The 24867-nt window shown below is 63.8% G+C and carries 24 protein-coding genes; 12 read left to right on the top strand and 12 right to left on the bottom strand.

The genetic code is table 11. The features are described from left to right. The first annotated feature begins 257 nt into the window (after nt 1–257). Nucleotides 258–2831: a TonB-dependent receptor gene (locus EWH10_RS11455; RefSeq protein ID WP_025550601.1), complete on the top strand. Its 2574-nt coding sequence runs from the start codon at nt 258–260 to the stop codon at nt 2829–2831. A 56-nt stretch (nt 2832–2887) separates the two neighbouring features. Here EWH10_RS11455 and EWH10_RS11460 read toward each other — a convergent pair whose 3' ends face one another. Beyond that, nucleotides 2888–3715, bottom strand: a complete 828-nt coding sequence (locus EWH10_RS11460) for a helix-turn-helix domain-containing protein (RefSeq protein WP_025550599.1) — start codon at nt 3713–3715, stop codon at nt 2888–2890. A 420-nt stretch (nt 3716–4135) separates the two neighbouring features. Between EWH10_RS11460 and EWH10_RS11465 the strand changes: the two genes are divergently transcribed. The 7 genes from EWH10_RS11465 (at nt 4136) to EWH10_RS11495 (ending at nt 11484) form a co-directional block, all read left to right on the top strand. After that, complete coding sequence (locus EWH10_RS11465; protein ID WP_025550597.1) at nt 4136–4990, top strand: SDR family NAD(P)-dependent oxidoreductase; 855 nt, start codon at nt 4136–4138, stop codon at nt 4988–4990. Continuing rightward, entirely contained in the window at nt 4987–5418 is a 432-nt protein-coding gene (locus EWH10_RS11470; RefSeq protein WP_065846528.1) for a carboxymuconolactone decarboxylase family protein, read from the top strand. The genes EWH10_RS11465 and EWH10_RS11470 overlap by 4 nt, the downstream gene beginning before the upstream one ends. 81 nt (nt 5419–5499) lie before the next feature. Then, nucleotides 5500–7824, top strand: a complete 2325-nt coding sequence (locus tag EWH10_RS11475) for a TonB-dependent receptor (protein WP_025550595.1) — start codon at nt 5500–5502, stop codon at nt 7822–7824. Between the two features lie 127 nt (nt 7825–7951). Continuing rightward, nucleotides 7952–8914: a phytanoyl-CoA dioxygenase family protein gene (locus EWH10_RS11480; RefSeq protein ID WP_165363358.1), complete on the top strand. Its 963-nt coding sequence runs from the start codon at nt 7952–7954 to the stop codon at nt 8912–8914. 164 nt (nt 8915–9078) lie between these two features. After that, complete coding sequence (locus EWH10_RS11485) at nt 9079–9471, top strand: SMP-30/gluconolactonase/LRE family protein (protein ID WP_044660654.1); 393 nt, start codon at nt 9079–9081, stop codon at nt 9469–9471. A 41-nt stretch (nt 9472–9512) separates the two neighbouring features. Continuing rightward, a complete protein-coding gene (locus EWH10_RS11490) occupies nt 9513–10124 on the top strand; it encodes a TetR/AcrR family transcriptional regulator (protein ID WP_025550590.1) in 612 nt (203 codons plus the stop codon). A 277-nt stretch (nt 10125–10401) separates the two neighbouring features. Continuing rightward, nucleotides 10402–11484 carry a phosphotransferase gene (locus EWH10_RS11495; protein WP_044660655.1) on the top strand — a complete coding sequence of 361 codons (1083 nt, stop codon included), beginning with the start codon at nt 10402–10404 and terminating at the stop codon, nt 11482–11484. Here the strand turns inward: EWH10_RS11495 and EWH10_RS11500 are convergent. Further along, nucleotides 11481–12419, bottom strand: coding sequence for an SDR family NAD(P)-dependent oxidoreductase (locus tag EWH10_RS11500; protein ID WP_025550586.1), 939 nt, complete (start codon nt 12417–12419; stop codon nt 11481–11483). The two genes, EWH10_RS11495 and EWH10_RS11500, sit on opposite strands and share 4 nt — an antisense overlap. A gap of 169 nt (nt 12420–12588) precedes the next feature. On the opposite strand from EWH10_RS11500, the gene EWH10_RS11505 reads away from it, so the two are divergent. Beyond that, nucleotides 12589–13491 (top strand): NADP-dependent oxidoreductase, encoded by a 903-nt coding sequence (locus EWH10_RS11505; protein WP_065846529.1) that lies wholly within the window; start codon nt 12589–12591, stop codon nt 13489–13491. Nucleotides 13492–13528: 37 nt separating this feature from the next. Here EWH10_RS11505 and EWH10_RS11510 read toward each other — a convergent pair whose 3' ends face one another. Then, on the bottom strand, nt 13529–14317 hold the full coding sequence (locus tag EWH10_RS11510) for an SDR family oxidoreductase (protein ID WP_025550582.1): 789 nt from the start codon (nt 14315–14317) through the stop codon (nt 13529–13531). A gap of 138 nt (nt 14318–14455) precedes the next feature. Continuing rightward, a complete protein-coding gene (locus EWH10_RS11515) occupies nt 14456–15085 on the bottom strand; it encodes a TetR/AcrR family transcriptional regulator (RefSeq protein WP_025550580.1) in 630 nt (209 codons plus the stop codon). A gap of 83 nt (nt 15086–15168) precedes the next feature. Here EWH10_RS11515 and EWH10_RS11520 point away from each other — a divergent pair, with 83 nt between their 5' ends. Then, on the top strand, nt 15169–15783 hold the full coding sequence (locus tag EWH10_RS11520; protein WP_025550578.1) for an EthD family reductase: 615 nt from the start codon (nt 15169–15171) through the stop codon (nt 15781–15783). A gap of 11 nt (nt 15784–15794) precedes the next feature. After that, nucleotides 15795–16589 carry an SDR family NAD(P)-dependent oxidoreductase gene (locus tag EWH10_RS11525; RefSeq protein ID WP_065846530.1) on the top strand — a complete coding sequence of 265 codons (795 nt, stop codon included), beginning with the start codon at nt 15795–15797 and terminating at the stop codon, nt 16587–16589. Here the strand turns inward: EWH10_RS11525 and EWH10_RS11530 are convergent. Beyond that, complete coding sequence (locus EWH10_RS11530) at nt 16568–16756, bottom strand: hypothetical protein (protein ID WP_128830886.1); 189 nt, start codon at nt 16754–16756, stop codon at nt 16568–16570. The genes EWH10_RS11525 and EWH10_RS11530 overlap by 22 nt on opposite strands. Between EWH10_RS11530 and EWH10_RS11535 the strand changes: the two genes are divergently transcribed. After that, entirely contained in the window at nt 16755–17729 is a 975-nt protein-coding gene (locus EWH10_RS11535; RefSeq protein ID WP_025552002.1) for an SDR family NAD(P)-dependent oxidoreductase, read from the top strand. The two genes, EWH10_RS11530 and EWH10_RS11535, sit on opposite strands and share 2 nt — an antisense overlap. A gap of 181 nt (nt 17730–17910) precedes the next feature. Here the strand turns inward: EWH10_RS11535 and EWH10_RS11540 are convergent, their stop codons facing one another. The 7 genes from EWH10_RS11540 to EWH10_RS11570 all read right to left on the bottom strand — a co-directional run bounded on the left by EWH10_RS11540 (nt 17911) and on the right by EWH10_RS11570 (nt 24854). Further along, the gene (locus tag EWH10_RS11540) at nt 17911–18432 is read right to left on the bottom strand and encodes a MarR family winged helix-turn-helix transcriptional regulator (RefSeq protein WP_044662872.1); all 522 of its coding nucleotides are present in this window, start codon (nt 18430–18432) and stop codon (nt 17911–17913) included. Between the two features lie 42 nt (nt 18433–18474). Continuing rightward, entirely contained in the window at nt 18475–19698 is a 1224-nt protein-coding gene (locus tag EWH10_RS11545) for a cytochrome P450 (RefSeq protein ID WP_025552000.1), read from the bottom strand. Nucleotides 19699–19832: 134 nt separating this feature from the next. Further along, complete coding sequence (locus EWH10_RS11550; RefSeq protein WP_025551998.1) at nt 19833–20150, bottom strand: 2Fe-2S iron-sulfur cluster-binding protein; 318 nt, start codon at nt 20148–20150, stop codon at nt 19833–19835. Nucleotides 20151–20171: 21 nt separating this feature from the next. Further along, on the bottom strand, nt 20172–21413 hold the full coding sequence (locus EWH10_RS11555) for a cytochrome P450 (RefSeq protein ID WP_025551996.1): 1242 nt from the start codon (nt 21411–21413) through the stop codon (nt 20172–20174). Between the two features lie 54 nt (nt 21414–21467). Next, nucleotides 21468–22082 (bottom strand): TetR/AcrR family transcriptional regulator, encoded by a 615-nt coding sequence (locus tag EWH10_RS11560; RefSeq protein ID WP_025551994.1) that lies wholly within the window; start codon nt 22080–22082, stop codon nt 21468–21470. Nucleotides 22083–22125: 43 nt separating this feature from the next. Then, nucleotides 22126–23721, bottom strand: a complete 1596-nt coding sequence (locus EWH10_RS11565) for a GMC family oxidoreductase (RefSeq protein ID WP_025551993.1) — start codon at nt 23719–23721, stop codon at nt 22126–22128. Then, entirely contained in the window at nt 23718–24854 is a 1137-nt protein-coding gene (locus EWH10_RS11570) for an EstA family serine hydrolase (RefSeq protein ID WP_025552203.1), read from the bottom strand. Before EWH10_RS11570 ends, EWH10_RS11565 begins: the two co-directional genes overlap by 4 nt. Nucleotides 24855–24867 lie beyond the last annotated feature (13 nt).

A 24867-nucleotide genomic window follows, 5' to 3' on the forward strand; every position in this document is an offset into this window, starting at 1 on the left:
CCGGCATCCAGACCGCGAGAACGGCGGATGTTCTGTCCGAAGGGGAGGGACGATGCGATCTGCGCGGCGCCTGGCCATATTTCCGGACATGATCCGCCTGCTTCATCATTTGCGATGCGGGCAGGTGCTTTCTTTGTCTCGGCATGATTCCGCCTGCTCCGGATCACCCGCGCCGGGTTCTCATGCATCCTTGGAACCGTTCGGGAGGCGCATTCGCATCGCTCGCTCATAGAACAAAATCATAGGGAGAGACGTCCATGAAAAAGCAGCTTCTTTTCGCCAGTGCGGCCCTGTCCGCCCTGTCCATGCCCTCTCTTGCCAGCGCGCAGGATCAGGGCGGCCGCGCCACGGCTGGAGATGCAGACATCGTCGTGACCGCCACACGGCGCGAACAGCGACTGCAGGAAGTGCCGCTTGCCGTCACCGCGCTGAGTGGAGACACGCTGCGCAGCCGGGGTATCGAAAATCTCAATGATCTGGGGCCGGGCAAGATCGCCGGTCTTACTTCCTATCCGCTCAACGGGACTGAGACCGGGGTAGCGCTCCAGATGCGCGGCTATGGGACATCGGACGCGTCCCAGGGCACGCAGGACAATGCCGTGGCCTTCTATATCGACGGCATCAACATTCCGCGAGCCCAGGGCGGCGCGCTCGACCTTATCACGCCTGAACGCATCGAGGTGCTGCGTGGGCCGCAGGGACAGTTGTTCGGCCGCAATGCGGAGGCGGGCGTTGTGCAGATCGTTTCCCGCCGGCCAAGCGGCGTGCTGGGAGGAGACTTCCGCGCCGGCATCGGCAATTTCGATGCCTATGAGCTCAAGGGGCGTCTAGATATGCCGGAAATCGCGGGATTCCGTATTCAGTTGTCGGGCATGTACCGCAAGCGGGGTGGGTATTTCCGGAACGTCAAGAGCGCTCTCCTGCAAAACATAACCCCCGTTTCAAGCCCTTATTCATCCTTTCACTGGAAGACTGGAGACTATGACAGGGACTTCCGTCAGCTCAAGACCTATGGCGGCAGGGTCGCGGTGGAACGCGATTTCGGCGATCTCAACATTTTCTATGCCTATGACAATGTCTGGGCAAAGGACGATCAGGCCTTTCCGCAAATCCTGGTGTCTCCCAATATCGGCACGATCGAGAACCCCAATGGCGGCATCACCGTGCCGCCCACAGGCCCGGCCACGATCTTCACGACCGATGGAGGACGCTATCAGCAGTTTCCGCTCGATCTCGACAAATATCCCGACAGTGCGCCCTTCGCGATTCCCTCGCTCTATTTCATCACGAAGAATCGCGGTCATGTGCTGAACCTGACCTATGGCGCCAGCGACGCGCTGACGCTGAAGTCGATCACCGGATTGCGTCGCTCCATCAACTATGGCGGGGCGGTTACGTCATTGGGAACGTCGCCCGTGCAGGCATGGGCCAGCAATTATCTGGATTCCAAGGTCTTCAGCCAGGAACTTCAGGCGATCTACACGACGTCCAGCTTCAACGTCACGGTCGGCGGCATCTATTTCTACGAAGATGTGCAGGATGAACGTGATTCCGGCTTTTCCACCAATTGTCCGGCGGGCATAGCGGGCGCGCCCTGCACGCCGGGCGGCGGCCCCAGCCGCGCCCCCTATTACAGTCCTTTCGCGCCCAATGGCGGCTTCATCCGCCAATTTTCCAAGACGAACGCCTATGCGGCCTACGGTCAGGCAAGCTGGACGCCACCCATATTGGAAGAGCGGCTGGAACTGACCGCGGGCCTGCGTTACAGCGACGACACCAAGAGGGCCCGGCGCGACATCTTCAACGGTGTGATCCTGCCGACGCAGTTGCGCAACGAGGCGAAGGAAAAGCGCGTCGATCCCGCCTTCACGGCCAAGGTCAAGCTGACCGAGGACATGAACACCTATGTCCGCTATGCCTCCGGCTTCCGGGATGGCGGCGCCAATGTTCGTTCGCAGGTGTTCACCGCCTATGGCACCGAAGTTTTGAAGTCCTGGGAAATCGGCATGAAGTCCCAATGGTTCGACAGGCGCGTGACCTTGAACATCGCGGCCTTCAAATATAAGGTCGAGGATCAGCAACAATCCATTCAGACCAGCCCGGCAACGAACCCCAGCATTTCCGACACGTTCAACGTCACCGTTCCCTACAGGGCAAAGGGGCTGGAAGTGGAACTGAGCGCCCGGATCGTGCCGGGGCTGAGCCTGGCGGCGAACTATACCTATGTCGACAGCAACAAGCGGTTGATCGGGATCGATCCGCGGACACTGACCACGTTCAAACCCAATGGGACGAGCATCCTGTCGTCGGGTCCGTGCGCGGCGGCCCCGGCCGGCAATTGTGCCGGCGCCCTGGTCGTATCGCCCGCCGATATGGCGGCCCACCCCGGCGCATCCTTCCTCCAACTGCTGGGCGTAGGCGCGGCCAAACATGCCGGCTCCGTTTCCGTGGACTTCAGCCGGCCGCTCGACCCCGGCGTCTTCAACATCCATTTCGACTGGACGCGCAGCTCGAAAATGACATGTTGCGCGCCCTACAAGCTGCTGACGGTGGTCAATTCGACCGGAACCGCTGCTTCGCCTTCGCCGCGCTATAATCCCGGCGTTTTCACCAACCGCATCAATATGCGCACGGGCATCTCCGAAATCCCGCTTGGCAACGGGGTGAAGGGCGAACTGGCCTTCTGGGTCAAGAACCTGCTGAACCATGTCGATCTGGGCCAGCTATTCCCGGCGGGCAATGCGCTCAATGCGTCGCAGCCCTATCCCCAGGCAGCGACCTATCTGCAACCGCCAAGGACGATGGGCGGCGAATTCCGCGTCCAGTTCTGATCGATCGGGGGATCGGCCATCTGCCGGTCCCCCATTCGCACGCATTATCCGCAGCTTCAGCACAATATCAGTGGCATCGCGAAATCGGAGCCGCCCACCGCGCCGGATGGGGAGGGAAGCGGATCGCCGCCGTTCCGGACGAGGGCGCGATAATGGCTCGCACTCATCCCGCTATGGTGGCGGAACGCCTGCTGGAAGGATTTGAGATCGTTATAGCCGATCAGCGTCGCGATCTGCGAAACCGGGCGATCGGTATCGCGTAGCTGCGACTGCGCGCTGCGCATCCGCACCAGCCGCAGATAGTCCCGCGGCGTCATGCCCAGCTTCGCGCGGAACCGGCGGATCAGTGTCTGCGGGCTCACCGCAAGATGCGTCGCGAGCATGCCGATATGCAGCCCGCGCGACGCCCGTTCGGAAAGCCACATCTGCGCCGCTGCGACCAGGGGATCGTCCGACAGGCCGGGCCGGTCCGATTCCATGCCCATCGCGTCCGCCAGCGTCCCTGCCATGGTCGGTGACAACAGCCTGCCGATCAGGCGGGTGAGCAGGCTCATTTCGTGCGTCATCCCGCGGGCCATCATGATCCGGTCGACTTCGGCAATGGGGTCCGTCGTGTTGACGCGGATATGCGGATAACGCCTGCGGAATTCCGCGGCTGCGCCTCGCGTCACCGGCACGGGCCCATTGCCCGTCAGCCCGGCCTCCGCCAACAATTCTATTCCCCGCCCAGTGGCGGACAGATGCGCGCCGCCTGCATATTGACTGCGGAGCCAGTCGATTACGGAATGGAGTTTGGCAAGATATTCCGGCGTCTCTTCCTCCGGACAATAGAAGTCGGGCACGTGGATATAGAGATGGGGCCTTGCCTCCAGCCCATCTTCCACTTGCAACTTCCATCCGCCCAGGACCTGAATTGGCCTTGGGCTTGGTCCCAACAATTTGGCGCGTGTGTGCATGCCGATGTCGTCTCTTGTTCGAAACTGATCGGCCACGCGCAGGCGCATCTGGCCGAACAGATCCAGGAACAAGCCGACACTGGCGAGACATGCGCCGTCAAATCCGATCACTGCAATATCGCGAGCCATACAGGATGGTAATTTACCCCCGTCATGATGTCAAAACCACACCTGACGCCAGTGCCAGGAGAGTCGCATGATGCATGCATAGAAAATAGGCCATGGACTTGGCCATTGGGAGAGTTTCGCATGATCGAGCAAATGGCCGGGCGCGCAACAGGCGCGCCGGAGACGGCATTTTCATGTCTTCCGACACGTGATGGGCCCAGGCAGGACCGGGCCTGATCCATGCCGCAACCCACTAAATTCTATCCACGCCTCAAGGGACGTTCGGCCATCGTCACGGGCGCGGGGACCCAGGGCGACGGCATCGGCACCGGCCGCGCCATCGCGATGCTGCTGGCGGGGGAGGGCGCGCATGTCGCGCTGGTCGACCGCGACAGGGAAAGCGCGGAGGAAACGCGCCGCCGCATCGATGCTGCCGGTGGACAGGCCTTCACGCTGGCCGGCGATGTCACGGTCGATGCCGACTGCCGCCATTTCGTGGAGCAGGCGGTCGCGCATACCGGGCGGCTCGACATATTGGTCAATAATGTCGGCATATCCGATCCCGTTGCATTGGACGCGGCGGACGAGAGCGGCTGGACGCGGGTCATCGACGTCAACCTCAAAAGCGCGATGCTGATGATCCGTCATGCCGTACCGGCCATGAAGGCGGCGGGCGGGGGATCGATCGTCAACATATCCTCCATCGCAGGGATACGGGCCCATGGATCGATAGCCTATGGCCCGTCGAAGGCGGCGATGGCGCAACTTGCCGCCGAAATCGCCGTCCTGCATGGCCGCGATGGCATCCGCGTCAACGCGGTTGCGCCCGGCCATATCATGACGCCCCATGCCATGCATGTGCTGCCCGAAGGTCTGCGTACATTGCGGCGGGCCATCGCGCCGCTGGGCATCGAAGGGGATGCTTGGGACATCGCCAGGGCAGTGGCTTTTCTGGCGAGCGACGATGCGCGCTTCATCACCGGCGTTCTGCTGCCCGTGGACGGTGGCGTCACGCGGATCGGCCCCATTGCCGCGCATTTCCTGGCCGAAGCGGAACTGGCGGCCGACGCGGGAACAGAAGGACCGAATCAATGAGCCAACTGGATGAAAAACAGGAATCGGGCGTCGCCTTCATCACTGGCGTCATGGGCGAACGCTTCGGCGGCGCCTTCAACGAAGCCGCGACATCGAACCGTTTCGGGTCGGATATTACCCGCATGGCGGCAGGCTGGGCCTTTCACGATGCCTGGCGGCATGAAGGCATCAACCGCAAGCAAAAGAGCATAGCCGTCATCTCCGCGCTGATCGCGTCGCGTCAATCGCTGGAGCTGAAAAACCATGTCAAGATCGGCCTGGCCAATGGCCTGACGGTGGAGGAACTGGAAGGGCTGCTGGTCCAACTGACGCTCTATGTCGGTTTCCCCTGCATCGCCTCTGCCCAGACAGCGGTGATCATGGCCATGCGCGAGGCCGGCATATCGCCCGAAGATCTGCCGACGTCGGAGGAACGCGGCCTGCTGTGACGAGGCAACCGACCGGCCCGGCGGCGAGGCGGTCACGATTTCACAACAAAAGCGAACATCAATGTTTCAGGGGAGGTTGTCATGAAAATCTCGAGTTTCTGGATGTCGTCCTGTGCCTGCCTGCTTTCAGCGGCTCCGGCAATTGCATCGGCGCAGGCGGCGCCCGAACAGGAACTCCAGCATGCGCAGGCCGCCTTCGGCAGTGACGACATCGTCGTAACGGCACGGCGGCGTGAGGAACGGTTGCAGGATGTGCCGCTCTCCGTCAGTGCGGTGTCAGGCGCTACGCTGGAGCGCGCCAATATTTCGAATGTCGCGGGCCTCAGCCGCGTGGTCCCCAGCCTTGTGTCGGTTCCCGGACAGGGCGGCAGCCGTTCGCTGCCCAATTTCGCGATCCGTGGCCTCAGCCAGCAGGAACTAACCCTGCTCGCGGACCAGTCCGTTTCCACCTATATGGGCGACATCGTGCTTGCGCGCACGCAGGGGGTCAATGGCGCGCTGTTCGACATAGGATCGGTGGAAGTGCTGCGCGGGCCGCAGGGCACGCTGTTCGGCCGCAACACGACCGGCGGCGCGATCATCATCCGTCCCAACCGGCCGACCGACAATTTCGAAGGCCGCGTCGGCGTCACCTACGGCAATCTGGACACCTTCATCGTGGAGGGCATGCTGAACGTGCCCCTGTCGCCCAATATACTGGTGCGCGTCGCCGGCCAGCGTCAGCGCGACGACGGCTTCGTCTATGACGAGATATTGGGCCGCAACGTCAACGACACCGCGCAGGAGGGTGTGCGCGCCTCCGTGCTGATGAAGAACGACAGCGGCGTCGAATCGCTGACCGTCTATAATTATTTCCACGAAGACGATGGCGGCACGGCAAGCTTTCTCGCCAAGGTCCGTTCCACCGGATCGCTGAACGGCGCCGCCGTCCGCGCGGCGCGTGGCTATCGCCCGCTGGAGCAATTGCTCGCCGAACAGCAGGCGCGGGGCCCCTATCGCATCGCCAATGGATCGAACATCTTCACCAAGGTGGAGACGCACGACATCGCCAACACCACGACCATTCCGCTCAACGACATGCTGACGGTCAAGAACATCGTCGGCTATCGTCACGTCAAGGACAACATCTTCGACGATATGGATGGAAGCATGAATTCGCTGCATCCACAGCAGCGGATAGACTGGACCGCGCAGTTTTCGGAAGAACTGCAACTGCTGGGCGAAACCGAAAACTTCAACTGGATCACCGGCCTTTATTATTTCTGGGAAAAGGGTCGCAACCAGGGTCTTTCCACGGTCGGCAGCGTCGATCCGGGCCTGGTCGAGCCGGAAGATATTTTCGGCTATCCCACCGCTGCGTTCAGCAATACCGATGTGGCGGGCCGCAACCGCAGCTTCGCCGCTTTCGCGCAGGGCACCTATCGTTTCAACGACAGCCTGAGCCTGACGGCCGGCGTTCGCTACAATCGAGACAAGCGCGAGGCGACGATCCGCAATCGCACGGCCACCGCATGCCGTTTCACCCGCGACCTCGACAATAATCCCGCGACGCCGGAAACCGCCGTGCCGCTTTCGCAGTGCGAGTTGAACGTGGGCGACAGCTTTTCCGAAGTCACCTACAATCTCAGCCTGGAATATAAGATCGCGCAGGACAAGCTGATCTACCTTGCGCACCGGCATGGCTACCGCACCGGCGGCTTCGGCGCCCGCGCCTCGACCGAGGCCGGGCTGCGCCGGACCTTCAGGCCGGAAACGGTGGACGATGTCGAATTGGGGGTGAAGGCCGACTGGCGCATGGGCGGCATGTTCCTGCGCACCAATCTGGCCGCCTATTACGCCAAATATAACGACATCCAGCGGTTGCTGACCGATCCGCTGGCCTTGCCCCCCACCACTGTCACGACCAATGCGGGCAAGGCGCGCATCTGGGGCATCGAAGCGGACATATTGTTCCGTCCGGTGTCCATGTTGGAACTGTCGGCCAACTATGCCTATACCAACGCGAAGTTCACGAAGTTCATCTATCCGGACGGCAGCGACCACAGCAACGATCCCTTCGCCCGCGCGCCGCGCAATGTCTACACGCTGGGCGCGCGGCTGCTCGCACCGCTGGACAGTTCTCAGGGCGATGCGTCCATCGGGATCAGCTATTATCATACCGACGATTATGTCGGGAACGATACGGTTGTGCCGGGCTATACGGATGCAGAGGGCTATAATCTGGTGAATCTGGACGCGAGCTGGAACCGGGTCATGGGATCGGGCTTAGACCTCGCCCTCTATGTCAACAACCTGACCAAGAAGAAATACGACTTCCTGCTCATCAACCTCGACAGCCTGGGCTACACCAGCCACACGCCCGGCCTGCCGCGGACTTATGGCGTGACCCTGCGCTATCATTTCTGAAAAAAGGGGCGGCTGCCCCGCATCCGTCCTGTTTCGCGGGACGGATGCGGGTCGGCCTGGCCCGACGTTTATGGGAAGACCGGACATGGCCGACATGATTACTTCCACCTCGCCTGATACCCCGCCAATGCGCGAGCTCAGGACCGCCAATCATCTGCTGGGCGATCGCGCGGCGCTGGATGCCGCATGGGATCGGGACGGCTACTGGTTCTTCCGCGACGTGCTGGACAGGGATGCTGTCGGCCGGTTGCGCGCCGTCTACCTGGATGTCTTGCGCGACCTGGGAGTCGTCGACCCTGCGCGCAACGACGCGGCCGTGTATAATGGCGCACCGCTCGACGATTTTCCGATCCGCAACGACGGCACGCCGGCCACCGATCCGCTGCTGGCGCGCTATCCGCGGGATCAATTCGTCGCGGAGCCCGCGATCCGCGCCTTTTTCGAGGAGCTGTTCGGGGAAGAGGTCTTCTGGGTGCCCAATACCGAATATCACGCGCTGCCGCCGGGCACGGGTCGGCCGGACTCGCGGTTCAACTTCGTCCATTGCGATGGTCCCAACAACAAGGGGCTGCCACTGAAAATCTGCTGGATGCCGCTCGCTCCAATCGATGAGGAGACGGGCGGCCTGGCTGTTGCCGAAGGGTTGCACCGTCCCCGGATGAATGATTTTCCCCGGCCGCCCCAGGGCATAGGCGACGATGTGATCCCGGCCGATGCCTGGTGCCGCGCCCTCTACCAACCCGGCGACCTGCTGGTGTTCAGCCTGGAAACGCCCCATAGCGGACTTGCCAACCGGTCCGACCGCCATTTCCGCCTGTCGATGGATATTCGCGGCATGCCGAAATCGGGCAATATCCCGACCGTCGGCACGGTCGCCGCGCTCGACGCCTGCGCCATCGCCGTGGAAACGAAGGAGGGGGAACAGCGCACCTTCCGCATCGATGAGGACAGTTTCTGCCGGATAACCCGAGGACGGCTGACGGGCATGCCGCTGGCGCTGGAGGAAATCCCGCAACTGGTGAAGATCGGTGATCCCGTTTATGTCGCATCCGACCACGGCACCGCCATGTTCATCCGTCCGCAGCACTGAAACATCCCGCGGAACAGCCGGCACGTCCCGGCGCCATAAGGCCGGTCGTACGGACTTGTGATGCATTGTCGGCGCCTGTGTGAAAGCCGTTGCCCGAACGGGATCGATCCTCTCTACCTGACTGTCGAACAGGGCAGCAGGCATGGGAGAGGTTCGTGGAGGTCATGGCAAGCGGCCTTCTGATTCCGGAAAGGCCGGTGGCGCTTTCCGATGGATCGGCGCTGGTGGTGGAATTGGGCGATGGGCGCCTCAGCGGCGAAGTCGCCGCCACGGCGTCGGGCCACATCATGCCGGACAGCTTCGCGGTGGAGGCGGGCGGGCATGTCTGCATCGTCTCCATTGGGCGAGGCGGTATCACCATCGTCGATCCCGCCATCGGCCTGCGCGGCGACATGCCGATCGATGATCGCATGGTGACGAACATCGCCTTCGGCGCCGAGAATGGCCGGGATGTCTGGATCACGGCAGCCGGAACGGGTCGGCTGCTGCGCGGCCGTTCGCCCGGGGCCGGGCCTGCCGCTCGCTTTCGTGGCATGAGGGACGAACACCGGTCATGACCCATTCGGCAAGACTTCGACCCCGATCTGACCCAGCAGCCGTGACGGCCGACGATGATGCGATAGTCGGGCGTGTCATGCCCCCGCAACTGGATGTGCTGGACGCTCGCTCCCGCATTCTCGACGCCGCGGCGCATCTGTTTCGGCGGGAGGGTTTTTCCGGCACGTCGATGGACGCCATTGCCGCGCTGGCGCGCATGTCGAAAAGGACCCTCTATGCCGGCTTTCCGGACAAGCGCGCGGTTCTCGAAGCGGTTCTGGAGCAGTTCATCGCCCGCCGTTTCGCCATGATCGAGCGGATCGGCCGCGAAGCCGCGAGCGATGAGGCGATATTGACCCGCATGGTCGGTGCCCTCAACGCGATGGCCACGGACGAGGATGCGCTCGCCATGTACCGGTTGCTGGTGGCGGAGGCGACAAATCTGCCTGCGCTGGCACTGGCGGCGAACCGGAACGGGCTGACGCAGGCGCAGGCCATGCTGCGCCAGCCTCTCCTCAATTGCGGTGTACGCGATCCGGATAGGGCCGCCTGCTTCCTCTACGACCTCGCCGTGCTGGCGCCGATGCATCGCCTGTTGGTGGGTACGGACAATCTGCACATGGACGTCGCCGCCATCGTCAGACTGGTTCTTCAGGGCGTGAAGGGAATGTGAAGCAGGGTCTTGCTCCGATCGCGGATGGCCGGGAACGGCTGTGGCCGGCACCGGGCGCGTCGGCGGCTCCCTCAGCCCTGGGCGGGATTTCTTAGGCTATGTTGCGATCTGCCGGACCATCCCATGCGAACCTTATTTTCCGCCGGGGTCAAGCGCTCCATGGACGCCGAATTCCCCGCCGGCGCTGCGATGACGGGGAAGGGCATGTCTTGCTGCAAACGCTCGTCGGGCATCTGGTCGCCTGCCTGTTATCGAAGCTGCATATGGAGGAGGCTGCATGAAAGAACCATGGTTGCCGTTGGTCCCTGAAGACGTCACCGCCTCCTGGCTGGGCGAAGCTCTGGCACCGCGCTATCCCGGAACGCGGGTCGAGAGGCTCGACGTCCACGAAATCCTTTGGGGCACGGGCACCAAGATGATGGTGACGGCGACCTATAATGACGCCGGGCGGGGCCATGGCCTGCCGCGGGCCTTGTGCATCAAGGCGGGTCTTGCCGAGCATCGGGAGCTGGTGAAATTCTGCTACCAGACGGAGGCGCGCTTTTTCGCGGAGCTGGCGCCGCGCCTGCTGCTGGGGCTGCCGCAAATCCTCTACGCCGCGGCGAATGCCGATCAGGGGATGGTGGTCATGGAGGATCTGCGACCGACCGGCGCCCATATCTGCCGCGTGCAGCAGCCGCTGACCCGCGATCAGGCCGCCGCTTTCCTGGACGACATGGCCGCGTTGCACGCGCGCTGGTGGAACAGTCCCGCGCTGGAGGACGATGGCGATCTTGGCTGGCTGATGCGCCATGATCCATTGCCGGACGAAGCCTGGGGCGATTTCGGGCGCGGTCAGCTCCAGCCCGAAACATGGGCGCATTATATGGGGCTGCCCCGGTCGCTCGGCATTCCGGCGGCTTGCCGCGACCGGGAGGGGGTTCATGCGGCGCTGCAGGAATTGCGCCTTTTCGGGGAGCAGGGTCCGCGTTGCGTCATCCATGGCGACGCGCATCTGGGCAATATGTATCTCACCCGCGAGGGGCGGCCGGGCTTCCTCGACTGGCAGACCACGCGTCGCGGCCATTGGGCGCAGGACGTGACCTATTTCTACATCTCCGCGCTCGATCCGCTGGACCGGCGGGCTTGGGAGAGGGATCTGGTCGCGGGCTATCTTGCCGCGCTGGCCCGCCATGGCGTGGCCCATCCGCCGTCCGAGGAAGAGGCATGGCGCGCCATCCGCGCGCATATCGTCTATGGCCTGTTCTACTGGATGGTGAATCCGGTCGAATGGCAGGCGGAGGAGAATAACGCCGCCACCGCGCCGCGTTTCGGCTGGGCGGCGGTCGATCATGCCGCCCCGCCGGTTGGTCCGCTTTAAACCGGATCAGGCGTTCGCACGAACCGGTTCTGGATCGAGCCGAACAGATAGTCGCGGTTCGCCTGCTCGTCGAACGCGTCCAGCGTCCAGCCGCCGGGATGGATGCTGGTGCGGATCGCTTCAGGTTCGGGGATCAGGGCCACTTCGTCGCCCTGGATGTAGAAGTCCCGCCCGCTGACATGGGAGGCGGCATCGGTGCACAGCCATACGACCAGCGCCGCGACATGGGCGGGCAGGGCGGTCATGCGCGGCTGCGCCATCGGCTTGTTCCACAGCAGCGGAATGCCAAGCCGCGCCGATTCAGCGATGGTCTCGTCGATTTCCGGCGTATGCGTGCCCGTCAGATGCGACACCGGGCGGATCAGATTGGCGCGAATGCCGAATTCCCCCAGGTCGCGCGCAATGGTGCGGGTGAAGCCCAGAAGGCCTTCCTTGGCGGCGGAATAATTGGCCATGCCCCAATGGCCGAAGCCCGATGGCGACCCCGTATTGACGATTACGCCGGACCGCTGCGCGATCATATGCGCCGCCGCGGCGCGGCAGGTGAAGAAGCTCGACGTCAGACTGACGTCCATGCAGAGATTCCAGTCCTGGTCCGTCATCCGGTCTATCCGCGCCGGGCGGACGATCCCCGCATTGTTGACCAGAATGTCGATCCGGCCGAAGGCATCGATGGCCGCCTGCACCGCCGCCTCGCCGCCCTCGCGGGTCGCCACGCTGGAATATTGGCCGATCGCCTCGCCACCCGCGTCGCGTATCTCCTGCGCGACGGTTTCAACCAGCGATGCGTCGCCGCTCTCCGTGCCATAAGGGCCGCCGCCCAGATCGTTGACGACGACCTTCGCGCCCTGCTCCGCCAGCAGCATCGCTTCGGCCCGGCCGATATTGCGGCCCGCGCCGGTCACGACGGCCACCTTGCCCTTCAGTCTCTGCATATCCTGCTCCCATCAATTGTGCCGGGAGAGTAGCCGCTGGCACCTTAAGACCCTAATCACCGACGTGATGATTGCGCCTGACATGCTTCCCGCCGATGCCCGGCTTCGCCACAAGATCAGCGCCAACGGAGCGCGTCGATGATCCTGGCCGAATGAAGGAGATGCAGGGGTGAAGGCGATCGTGATCAACCGCCATGGCGGCCCGGAGGTGTTGGAACCTGCCGATCTGCCGCCACCGCAGCCCAAGCAGGGGGAAACGCTGGTGCGCATCCTGGCCGCGGCCGCCAATCCGGCGGACGGCAAATGGCGGGCGGGCCTGTTCGAAAGCTTCGCGCCTGTCGGTTTCCCTCATGTCCTGGGCTATGACGTGGCGGGCGAAGTCATCGGCGGGGAGGGCTTTGCGCCCGGCGCCCGCGTCTTCGGCATGCTCGATCCGTTTCGCAAGGGCGGCTATGCCGAGCAGGTCGCCGTGGCCGCCGATCATCTGGCGCCGGTGCCCGATGGCCTCGATCTGCCGACCGCCGCCGCGATACCTACCGCTGGCCTGACCGGATTGCAGATGGTCGAACGCGGGTTGGACCTTCAGGCGGGCCAGAGGCTGATGCTGACGGGCGCGCTGGGCGCCGTCGGCCGTTTCGCCCTGTTTGCGGCGAAGGAGCGGGGCGTCCATGTGACCGCCGCCGTCCGCGCCGCTCATGTCGAGGCTGTGCGCGCTCTGGGTGCTGACGATGTGATCGCCCTGGGCAAGGAGGATTGGAGCGGCGCGTCCTTCGATCATGTCATCGACACTGTGGGCGGCGAAGCAGTCGGCGCGCTTTGCCGGCATCTGAAGCCCGGCGGCCGGGTGCTGACCGCCGCCACCACGCCGATCCCGAGCGACGAATTGCCGTCTGCGCCAGAATTTTTCGCGGTCGTCCCGAGCGGTCCCGACGCCGTCCGTCTGGGCGCCGCCGTCGCGCAGGGCAGGATCGCCGTGCCCATCGCCCGCATCCTGCCGCTCGATCAAGCGGCGGAAGCGCAGCGGCTGGTCGATGCGGGCGGATTGAACGGCAAGGTCATCCTGACGAACTGAAAATCCTTGCGATAGCGCAGTCTTCAGTGCCGCATCGTCAACCGGCCAGCGCAGCCAGCGCCGATGCCTTTTGCGCCAGCGCCCCGCGCATATCCTCTCCCACCGGCAGGCGCAGGGGCAGCGTTTCGCCGTCCAGCGCCGCCAATATCGCCTCCGCCACCGCTTCCGGCGGGCTGGCGGCGGTGGCGTAATAGCCGTCCAGCACCGTCTTGCCCTGCCCCGACAGAAAGCCGTAATCGGCAATGCGGAGCTGCGCCTCGCGCGTGCCATGGCTGATGAAGCGGGTGGCGATCGCGCCCGGCTCGACCAACATGGTGCGGATGCCCAGGGCTGCAACCTCCAGCGCCAGCGTTTCGGTCAAGCCTTCCAGCGCGAATTTGCTCGCGCAGTAAGCGCCGAGGCCGGGCGTGCCGTTCAGACCGCAGCCCGACGACAATTGAACGATCGTGCCCGATCCGCGCGAGCGGAAATGCGGCAGCAGCGCCTGGGTCAATGCCCAGGGACTGAAGAAATTGACCTCGAACAGCCCGCGCGCATCATCCAGATCGACCTCCTCGACCGCGCCGAACAGGCTCTGCCCGGCATTGTTGACCAATATGTCCACATGCCCGGCCGCCAGCGCTTCGCATGCAAGCCTCAAAACCTGCCTGGGATCGCTCATGTCCGCGACGATTCCCCTGGTGCGGCCTGCGCCCTCCGCTTCGAATGCGCTGATCGCTTGCGCGTCGCGGGCGGCGCCAGTGACATGGTCGCCCCGCGCCAGAGCGGCTTTCGCCAACGCCGCGCCGATGCCGCTCGAAATGCCTGTGATCAGCCAGCGCCTCATATGCCGTCTCCTCGCCCACTCGCCCACTCGCCCCCAGACGTCTCAGAAAAGCGCGAGGTCGACAATCGGAGGGGGGAGAAGCGCGTAAACAATGCATGCTTGATGCATGTCCCTATCGACATGGATGCCGTCTGCCGCTCAGCGCTCTATCCCTCGCAGGAACAATGCGACCACGCGGGTCGCCCATTGCTGCCGAAACGCCTCGTCCGTGAAGTCGTCGGTCAGGAGGAAACGCAGCCCCCCATTGGCCAGATTGATGAAGTGCTGGGCCAGTTGGGCGGGATCGTCGATCTCGTACCCCGCCTCCCGCAAATGGGTGAGATAGGCGGTTATCGGCGCCACCGTATCAGCGATATGGCCGTGCAGCCGCTTGGCTATGTCGGGGAAGCGTTCCTTCGCGGCGATGGCGAGACGGAGCAGGGCGATCCGCTCCGCCTCCGCCACTTCGCCGGTGATGCGAAGGGCGAAGTCCGTCAGCACCCCGGCGGGTTCCCGCCCCTCGGTCGCGATGCTTCGCACATCGCTGCGCATGGACGCGACGCTGTGGAGGGCGACGGCCTCGAACAGCGCGGCCTTGTTGTTGAAGCGGGCATAGATTGTCGCCTTGCTGACCCTGGCGACGGCGGCGATATGGTCCATGCTCGCGCCGGCATAGCCGTGCATCAGAAAGGCGCGCGCCGCTGCCTCGATCAGTCCGGCCTCGCGCACCGGCGCATCCGCATTGGTCGGCCTCCCCCGGCGCGGTCTTGTGATGTCTTCGCCGGGCACGCTTGCTCCATCGAAATAAAACTATACCGTTTATTTTATTAAATGCGAGTCGGTCGCGCAAGAGCGATCAGGGAGAGGGCAAGATGAAGCGGGTCATCCTTTTGCGCGGACCGCGGTCCGTCATGGCCGCATCCGCGCCCGAATGGGCCGCGGCGCAGACCTGGGCCAAGGCGGCCGAGCGGATCGTCGTGCATAAAGGGCTGAATGCTCCGGCTGAGCCCGGCGGTGTTCCGACGCCGCCGGTTTACGATGCGGTGATCGAACTTTGGTCCGACGCCGCGCTCGATGCCCACAGCATCCGCTCCGATTGGGAAGACGTGGAGGTGCGCTCCTCCGCCCAGATCGTCGGCAAGGCAGCGGCTGCGCGCTTGCCGATCGGCATCACGCCGGGCCTTTCCCAGCTTTCCTTCATCCGCGCCATCGAAGCTTTGCCACGACAGGATGTGGAACGGCACTGGAACGAACATATCCCGCTCGCCTGCGAAATCCATGTCGGCATGAACCGCTATGTGCAGGATCGTTTTTCGCCGGCGGTTCCCTGGTTCGGCATGGCCCATCTTCATTTTCCAAGCGAAGCGGCGCTGCGCGACGGGTTGTTCAGAAGCCCGGAGGACATCGCCGTGATTACGGCGGACGTGGCCGAGTTCGTCAGCGATTACGCGACCATGATCGCCATCGAGCATATCGTGAAAGCATAGGAGAGGCAGGCATGGACCTTGGACTGGCAGACAAGCGCGCGCTGGTGACGGGCAGCAGTTCCGGCATCGGCGCGGGCATAGCCCGACTATTGGCGGCGGAAGGCTGCGCCGTGATTGTGCATGGCCGCGATGCGGAAAAGGCGCGTGCCGTGGCGGATTCGATTGGCCGCGGCGTCTGCGTGGCGATTGGCGATCTTTCCACCGATGCAGGGGCGGACGCGGTGGCGAAGGCAGTCGGGGAGGTCGACATATTGGTGAACAATGCCGGCGGCGCCGTGGGCACCTCTGCCATGCATTGGACGGAGGTGGACGAAGAGGGTTGGGAGGGTACCTATCAGCTCAACGCCATTGCCGCCGCGCGGATGATCCGGCGGCTTCTGCCCGCGATGCAGGCGAAAGGATGGGGCCGCATCATCAACATCGCCAGTGCCGCGGCCACGCAGCCCATCGCCTTCGGCCCGGATTATGGCGCGGCCAAGGCGGCCATGCTGAACATGACCGTCAGCCTGGCGAAGGCACTGGGACCCTGCGGCGTCACCGCGAACAGTGTCAGCCCCGGCATGATCCTCACTCCGGCAGTCGAGGCATGGCTCGGCAATCTCAAGCGGAACATGGGCTGGGGCGACATTTCCCTGGAGGAAGCAGAAGCCCGCGCCGCTCGCGAGTTGACGCCGATCCCCGTCGGCCGCATCGGCCGGGTCGAGGAGATCGCCCATGTCGTCTGCATGATCGCGAGCCCGCATGCCGGATACATGACCGGCGCCAATGTCCGCGTGGACGGCGGTCAGGTCCAGAGCGTAAACTGAGTACCCCTGACGCCTGTTTTCATCGAATAGCCGATCTTTCTTGCCCATGCTGGCGCCGGTCGGGCGAAGGGATAGGATCGCCCCGGCTGCCGCTCGCCATGGATGACCGCCTGTTTGCGCGTGACGAACGCATGGGCCGAAAGAGAATGGAAGAAGAGGATGGACATGACCGATTTGCGTTTCGACGGCCGCGTGGCGATCATCACCGGCGCAGGCAACGGTTTGGGCAAGGATTACGCGCTGGAGCTTGCCCGGCGCGGCGCGAAGGTCGTCGTGAACGATCTGGGAGGCAGCGGATCGGGGCAGGGGCAATCGCATAATGCGGCGGACCTGGTGGTCCAGGAAATTCGCGGCAAGGGCGGGGAAGCGGTCGCCAATTACGACAGCGTGTCGACGCGACAGGGAGGTGCGGCCATTGTCCAGACCGCGCTAGATGCCTTCGGCAAGGTCGACATCTGCATCAACAATGCAGGCTTCCTGCGCAATGGCCGGTTCGAAGATCTGACCGATGAGCAGATCGACGCGATCATCGACGTGCATCTGAAAGGGGCCATCTATGTCGCCCAGCCCGCCTATCGCGCAATGCGTCGAAACGGCTACGGCCGGTTCCTTTTCACCGGTTCGGCATCCGCCATGTTCGGCCACGCCTGGCAGGCCAATTACGCAGCGGCAAAGGGCGGCCTCATGGGCCTCAGCCATATCGTCGCCATCGAGGGATCGGCCTATGGCATCACGTCGAACCTGCTGCTGCCCACCGCGCAATCCCGGCTGGCAGCGGAAATGGACGCTGGTTTCATGGAAATCCCCGCCTTTGCGGAGGCGGTGCAAGGCGCCGATTACGCCGCGAGCGAGGGCCGCATCGAAGTGGCGTTCAATACGCCGCTGGCAGTCTATCTGGTCAGCGAACAATGCACTTCCACCCACGGCATCTATTCGCAGAATAGCGGCCGTTACGCGAAGGTGCGCATCTGCGCCGCCGATGGCTGGGTTGCGCCGATGGGGCCTATGCCGCCCAGCGTGGAGGATATTGCCGCTCACTGGGGCAGCGTCACGGACGATGCCATCGTTCATGAACCTCTGACCGTCTATGATGAATTCACCGCCGTCGCCAAAGCGGCGCGCCGCCAAGGCCTGATCTGACCGGAACATGCCTCGCGGTCGCTGGCGGACCGGGCATCGGGCTAAAGCATCGGGCGGAAAAGCCTGTTCTGAGCCTGTCGAAGGGCGAGAACCGGTTTTCCGCCCGAAAGGATGCGGAAACGGAATTTGGAGCGCGCGACCCGCGTCCGATTCAGTGCAGCGCGCTCCAGACCTGGCGGTGCTACAGCCCGCCGATGAATTCGCGGTCGAACCGCTGGTGCAGGTCGCCCAGCAGCCGGGACAAGGTCTGCCGGTCGGTGGGGCTGAGTTGGCGGAAGAAGCGGACCAGCTTCGACTGCGCGGCAATGTCGACAATGGCTCGCTCGATGAGCGCGCGTCCCGGCGGCGTCAGCGCCAGGTCGAAAACCCGTCGGTCCTCCGGGTTGCGCTGGCGCTTCAGCACGCCCGCCTTTTCCAGGCGCGCGATCCTGGTCGAGATCACGGCATTGGATATATGGAGGGTGGAGGCGAGATCGGTCGCCCGGTGCGGCATGTCCTGATCGATCGCCAGCGTGCCGAGAAGGTCGAGATCAGCGAAACTATATCCCAGCTTGCCCGCGATGCCGTCCAGATCGGTCGTGACCAGATGCCCGACCGTGAACAAATGCCAGAGCGGCCCGAAATGCTCGCTCTCCATCTCGGGCATGCGCTGTGCATAGAAGGAACGGCCGGCGTTGAGTTGGTCCAGAGGCTTGCGAGGCATGTTCGCGCTGCCCTCCACCGGCATGGAGCTATCGACGGCGGCTCAGGGCCAGCACAGGTCCAGACTGAGCACACCGTTGACCATGCCCGTCGCCAGTACCGGCTTCGTTCCCGGCTTGATGCGAAAATCCGGAATGCGGCTCAGCCATTCCTGGAGGAAAATGCGAATTTCCCGCCGCGCCAGCACTGCGCCCGGACAGGCATGGGCTCCGTTTCCGAACGCCGCGTGCACCGGCTTTTCACGGCTGAAATCCACCACCAGCGGATCTGCGTTCACCCGGTCGTCCGTACCGACCCAGAGATTGGCGGGCAATATGCGGTCGCCCGCCTGGAAATATACGCCCTTATATTCGAGGTTCTCGGTGATCACGCGGGACGTATTGGCCAGACCGTGACGACGAATCATCTCCTCAATCGCATGCTTGATGAAATCCTCATCATCCAGCCGCTCGACCAACTGACGGCGATGACCTGGATTCAGGGCCAGGAAACGGGCGATGAAACCAATCATGCCGGCCACGGTGTCGAGCCCGCCGAACAACACCAGCGTTGCGTAACTGACGGCCTCCATTTCGGAAATCCGACCTTCACCGACATTGACGTTGACCAGCTTGCTCAGCAAATCCTCTCCGGGATTGTCGCGACGGGCGCGAATTTCATCTATCAGATAACCGCCCATTTCCTGCTGCGCCTGCAACCGTATTTCGGCGGTGTGGCCGCGCACCGAACGTTCCGCGATCGGCAACAGGCGATGCTTGTCGGAGATCGGCAGATCGACCAGTTCCAGGAAGACGTGGATGGGGAGGATCTTGGCGAAATCCTCGATGAATTCGCATTCGCCCCGCGGCAGCACGCGCTCTATCGCCTCCACCGCGACATCGCGCACCTTGCTCTCCAGTTCGGAGACCACGGCAGGCATCAGCGACTGCATCAGCGGGCGCCGGTATCGCGCATGTTCGGGCGGGTCCATCTCCAGCGGGATCTGGCGCGGCGTGCCTTCCGGCATCGGGGGCAGGACGATGTGCTTGTGCGAGAAATGATGATAGTCGCGCTGCATCGCGATGATGTCGTCGCTGCGGGTTGCAACCCAGTGACCGCCATTATGGGGGGTCCAGAATATATCGGGATTGGCCTGCTGGATCGCGGCATAGGCCGCCTGCACATCCTCTGCCGACCCCGGAATATCGTAGATGTTGAAATCGCGCACCAGCGCGGCCGGTACATGGTCGGGACGCGGTGCCAGCTCGCCTTCAGCCACGCTTGTCATGTCAGCGCTCATTCTCTGTTTTCCCTCTCCGAAACTGTCTTGACCCAGGGGGCAGGCGAGGCAAGGGCCGCGCCTGCGCATGGGTCAGGATTTCACAGATGCGATGGATCGCGGCTCCCGCCGGTCGCCGCCTCTCAATCCTCCGGCGCAATCGCGATGCGCAGGCCGTCCAGCTCCGCCGTGAGAGGAATCTGGCAGGACAATCGCGAATATTCGTCGCGATGTTCGGAACTGTCCAGCAGGTCGCTTTCATCCTCGCTGACCGTCGGCAACAGCCTGAAGAAGGCCGGGTCGACCTTCACATGGCAGGTCGCGCAGGAACAGCATCCTCCGCAAAGCGCCAGCATCTCGTCGATCCCGGCATCGCGGATCGCTTCCATCAAGGACAGTCCGGTTTCGGCGGCAATTTCCCTTTCCGCGCCATCGCGGGTGGTGACGATCACATTTGGCATATTGGGTCCCCTGGATGAAGATCAGTCGCCGAAGCGGACATGGAGATGCCTGGGCACGCGCATCATCGAGCCGCGTATCTCGGGCCGCGGCTTGTCGGGGTCGAAGCGCAGATTGGGCAGATGATCCAGCACCGCATGCAGCGCGCGGGTCATCTCCACCCGCGCCAGATGCTGGCCGACGCAGATATGCGGTCCGCGCGAGAAGGAGAAGTGCGCCTTGCGCTCGCGGAAGATGTCGAACTTGTCGGGATCGGGGAAGATCGCCGGGTCGCGATTGGCGGCGCCCGCCACCACGTCGAGCAGCGATCCGGCCGGAATTTCGACGCCGCCGAGCACCACATCCTGCTTCGCCATGCGAAGCTGCACGGCGACGGGGCCGTCCCAGCGCAGCGCCTCCTCGATTGCGACGGGTATGAGCTTTCGATCCTCCCGGATGGCGTCGAGCTGGTCGGGATTTTCCAGCAGCGCGGTCAGCAGCACGCTGGTCCCGCGATAGGTGGTGTCGCCCGCCGCGTTCATCAATTGCCGCAGGAAGGAGATCAGCACCAGCGGCGGCAGATAATCGCCGTCCACTTCGGTATTGGCGAGCAGGCTGACCAGATCGTCGCCCGGATTGCGCCGCCGTTCGTCCACCAGCGCGGTGAAATATTCGCCCAGCTTGCGCGATGCCTCCTGCGCCTTGTCGATGTGCATATAGTCGGTCTGGCCAATGGCCAGCCGCTGGAAGGTGCGTACGTCCGATTCCGGGAGATCGAGCTGCTGATAGATCACCTCGAAAGGATAAAGCAGGGTGAATTGTTCGATGAGGTCGGCGCGGCCGGTGCCCATGAACCTGCCCATCAATTTATGAACCACCGGATCGACAATGGTTTCACCCCATGTTTTCACATATTGGGGCAGGAATATTTTCTGGAAGATCTTCCGCCAGCGGCCATGTTCGGGATTGTCCATGACGCTGATGCTGCCCTGGCCGAAGGTTTCCCCGATGTTGAACCTGTAGCCATGGTTGGAAAAGCGGTCGGTGTCGGTCAGGACCGTCAATATCTCGTCCGAACCGACGATCGTGAACATCTTGCGATCCGGGTAAGTGGCGGATTGCAGGCCCATTTTGGGGCGGTAATCGCCTTCCAGCACCGGGGTCTGCGCCCGCCATTTCGCGATCTTCGCATAGGGATCGAGCGTGTCCCCGAAATTGATGTCGTCCGCGCTGAACGGATCGTAGCTCGGATCGTCATATTCCTGAATTCTGACGGCGGGTTCCATGGCCGGAATCTCTCCTATGAAGCATATGCTACATAAGTCGGGCCAGTCGGGCTGTCAATCGATGGGCGGCCCCACCAGCGACTGGGCGATCAGTTGCTCCAGCACGTCCAACACGGCCTCACGGCCCGGCGGATCGGGGAAGAGCGCGTCGCGCAGGATCACGCTGGCGGCGATCATGCCGAAGCCCAGACGCACGCCGATGCCAAGGTCGAAGGGCGGATCGATCCCCGCCAGCGCATAGCGTTGACGGACCTGATCGACCGATTGCTGGAAAAAGGGCGCAAGGCCGCGCAGGCCCGGCGCCGCATCCTCGCCGCCGCTTGGCGGTCCGGCCAGCAGGGCGCGGAACATCGCCTCATTGCCTTCGAACAATTCATAGACCTGCCGGGTGAAGCGGCGCGTTTCCGCCTGCCTGGGGAATGGCGCGGTGGGATCGGGATGGAGTTCGACGAAGTCGGCCATCAGCGCGTCGAACGGCGCGATCACCACTTCATTGAACAGTCCCGCCTTGTCGCCATAATAGCGGAACAGCAGGGTTTCGCTGACGTCGGCCAGACGCGCGATCTCCCGCGTGGTGGTGCCGCCATAGCCGCGCTCCGCGAACAATTGCCGCGCTGCGTCGCAGATGCGCTGGACCACATCCTCGCGCGTGCGCCGCCGCCGCCGCATGCGCCCGCCATCTTCGGCGGAGGCGGTTTCGTCTGTCAGGATTTTAGCGATTGCGCCCCTCCAAGATAATGTCGGCCGCGTTCCATGCCGACGCCATGATCGGCCCGTTGGTATTGGCCGAAACCATCATAGGCATGATCGATCCATCCATGACGCGCAAGCCGTCGACACCCTTCACGCGCAGTTTTTCGTCCAGCACCGCATCGTCGAAATCGCCCATGCGGCAGGTGCCGCAGGCGTGATAGCCCGCCTGGCCGATCTGGCGGAAGGCCGAGAGGATTTCATCGTCGGTCCGGAGCGATCGGGTCGGCTCGCGCTCCCCCGCGATCATCGGCGCGATGGCGGGACGGGACATCCAGTCGCGCAGATAGCGGTGCATCGCGACCGTGACCGCGCAATCATAGGGATCGGTCAGATAGCCCGCGCGGATCTTCGCCGGGGCCATGGGATCGGCCGCCGTGATCCGCACGGACCCTTCGCTGCGCGAGCGCAACGGATAGCCGAACAGGGTGATGCTGTGCGCTGCATCCGCGACCATATTGCCCTTGGCGTCCGGCGCCGCGACGGCAGGGGAAAGCAATATCTCTATGTCGGGCGTCTCCGATTCCGGCAGCACGGTCGCGAAGGCGCCGACATTGCCGTAGCCCGCCGCCATCGGCCCGGTGCGGGTGAGATAATAGCGCAGCACATTGCCGACCAGTTTCAGGCCGGCCAGTTCCTTGTTCTGGCTGTGCGGAACAGCAAGGTCATAGACCATGGAGAGCAGGCGGTGTTCCAGCATATGTTCGCCCACGCCCGGACTGTCCGCCACGACGGGAATGCCCAGGTCGCGCAACAGTTCGGCCGCCCCGATGCCGGAGCGCTGGAGGATTTGCGGCGACATCAGCGCGCCCGCGCTGACGATGATGTCGCGGCCGCTGGCGAAGTCCCGGGCAACGCCGTTCACATGGGCGCGGACGCCGGTTGCGCGCTGGCCGGTGAACAAGACCCTGTCGACGATCGCGCCGGTGACGATGTGCAGATTGGATCGGCCCCGCGCCCGTTTCAGAAATGTCTGGGCCGCGCTCTGCCGCTTGCCCTTCCAGATGGTGCGCGGCGTATAGCCGACGCCTGCGCGACCCGACCGGTTGAGATCGTCGACGCGGGGCACGCCCATCTGCTCGCCCGCGGCGATGAAGGCTTCGGTCAGCGGGTCGCGCATCGGTTCCACCGAGATGCGCAGCGGCCCGTCGCCCCCGCGCAGCGCGTCGCCGCCCAGCTCATGCCCCTCCATCGCGCGGAAGGCCGCGCCGATCCGGTTCCATCCCCAGCCTTTCGCGCCCAGCGCTTCCCACCCGTCATAATCTTCGGGCTGGCCGCGGAAATACATCATGCCGTTGACGGAAGAGGAGCCGCCCAGCATCTTGCCGCGTATCCAGGTTTCGGCGGGAATGCCCTCATGCTCCTCGGTCTGGAAATACCAGACATGGCGGGGGTCGGTGTAGAGCTTTGCGGCGCCCCGCGGCATGTGGATGAAGGGGTTGCGGTCCTCCGGCCCCGCCTCCAGCAGCAGCACGCTGTTCGCCGGATTTTCCGACAGGCGGTCGGCCAGCACGCATCCGGCGGAGCCGCCGCCGACGATGATATAATCATAGGTCATCGGAGCGCCGCCCGGATGGCATCGCCAATGATGGTGCGGCTGTCTTCCGCAATATCGACCGTATCGAACATGCGGTTGTGGCAGATGCCGACCGCCAGCTTCAGGTCGGGGTCGGCCCAGCCGATATTGCCGCCCATGCCCGGATGGCACAGCGCCCGCATGTTGCGAGGGGCAGATACGGGCGGATTTTCCGCGCCGCCCAGCCAGAAGCCCGACCAGGCGATCGGCACCACCATGCCGAAGAAGACGGGATCGGCGTCCTCGAAATGCGGGCGCGGCGCGGCGAAGCTGGCGACGCGTTCCTCCGACAGCAGGCGGACGCCGTTGAACTGCCCGCCATTGGCCAGCATCGCCCAGAAACGGGCGTTGCTCCGCGCGTTGAAGATGCCGCCGACCGCCGGAATGCAGGCGCGGCGCACATAGGGGCGTTCGAACGGATCGGGCATCAGGTCGACGATCAGGGGCTGCGCCTCCCGCATCATATTATTGTCCGGGGCGACATAGACGGCGGCGGCGTCCAGCCTGGCGATGCGGGGTTCGACGGCATCGGCTATGCCCATCCACAGATCGGCGGCGCCCAGCGGGTCCGCTATCTCCTCCTTGATGAACTGGCCGAAGGGGCGGCGTTTCGGATCGGTCCGGCGCACCACTTCGCCCACCATCCAGCCGAAGGTCATCGACTGGTAGGAGGAACGGCTGCCGGCGGGATAGACCCCCTCCATCTCCGCGATGCGGCGGCACATCCAGTCCCAGTTGGTCATCAGTTCGGGCGTCACGTCGGGCGGCATGCGCAGCACGCCAGACACATGGGAAAGGACGTGGCGGAGGGTGACGTCGCCCTTTCCGGCCTGGGCGAATTCGGGCCAGTAGGCGGCGACGGGCGCATCATATTCGACCAGGCCCCGTTCGGCCTGGATATGCAGGGCGGTGGCGGTCACCGCCTTCGACACGGAATAGACGTTGAACAGCGTGTCGCCGTCGACCGGCCTGCCCGTGGCGGCATCGGCAAGGCCCGCCCAGCAGTCGACAATCTGTTCCTCGCCCAGCCAGGCGCTGACCTGAATGCCGATTTCCTTGCCCTCCGCGACAAGCTGGTCCAGCACGTTCTGAACCGCGTCGTTGACCTTCGTCATCCTTCCAATCGCC

It is taken from the genome of Sphingobium fuliginis, assembly GCF_004152845.1.
Taxonomy (GTDB): Bacteria; Pseudomonadota; Alphaproteobacteria; order Sphingomonadales; family Sphingomonadaceae; genus Sphingobium; species Sphingobium fuliginis.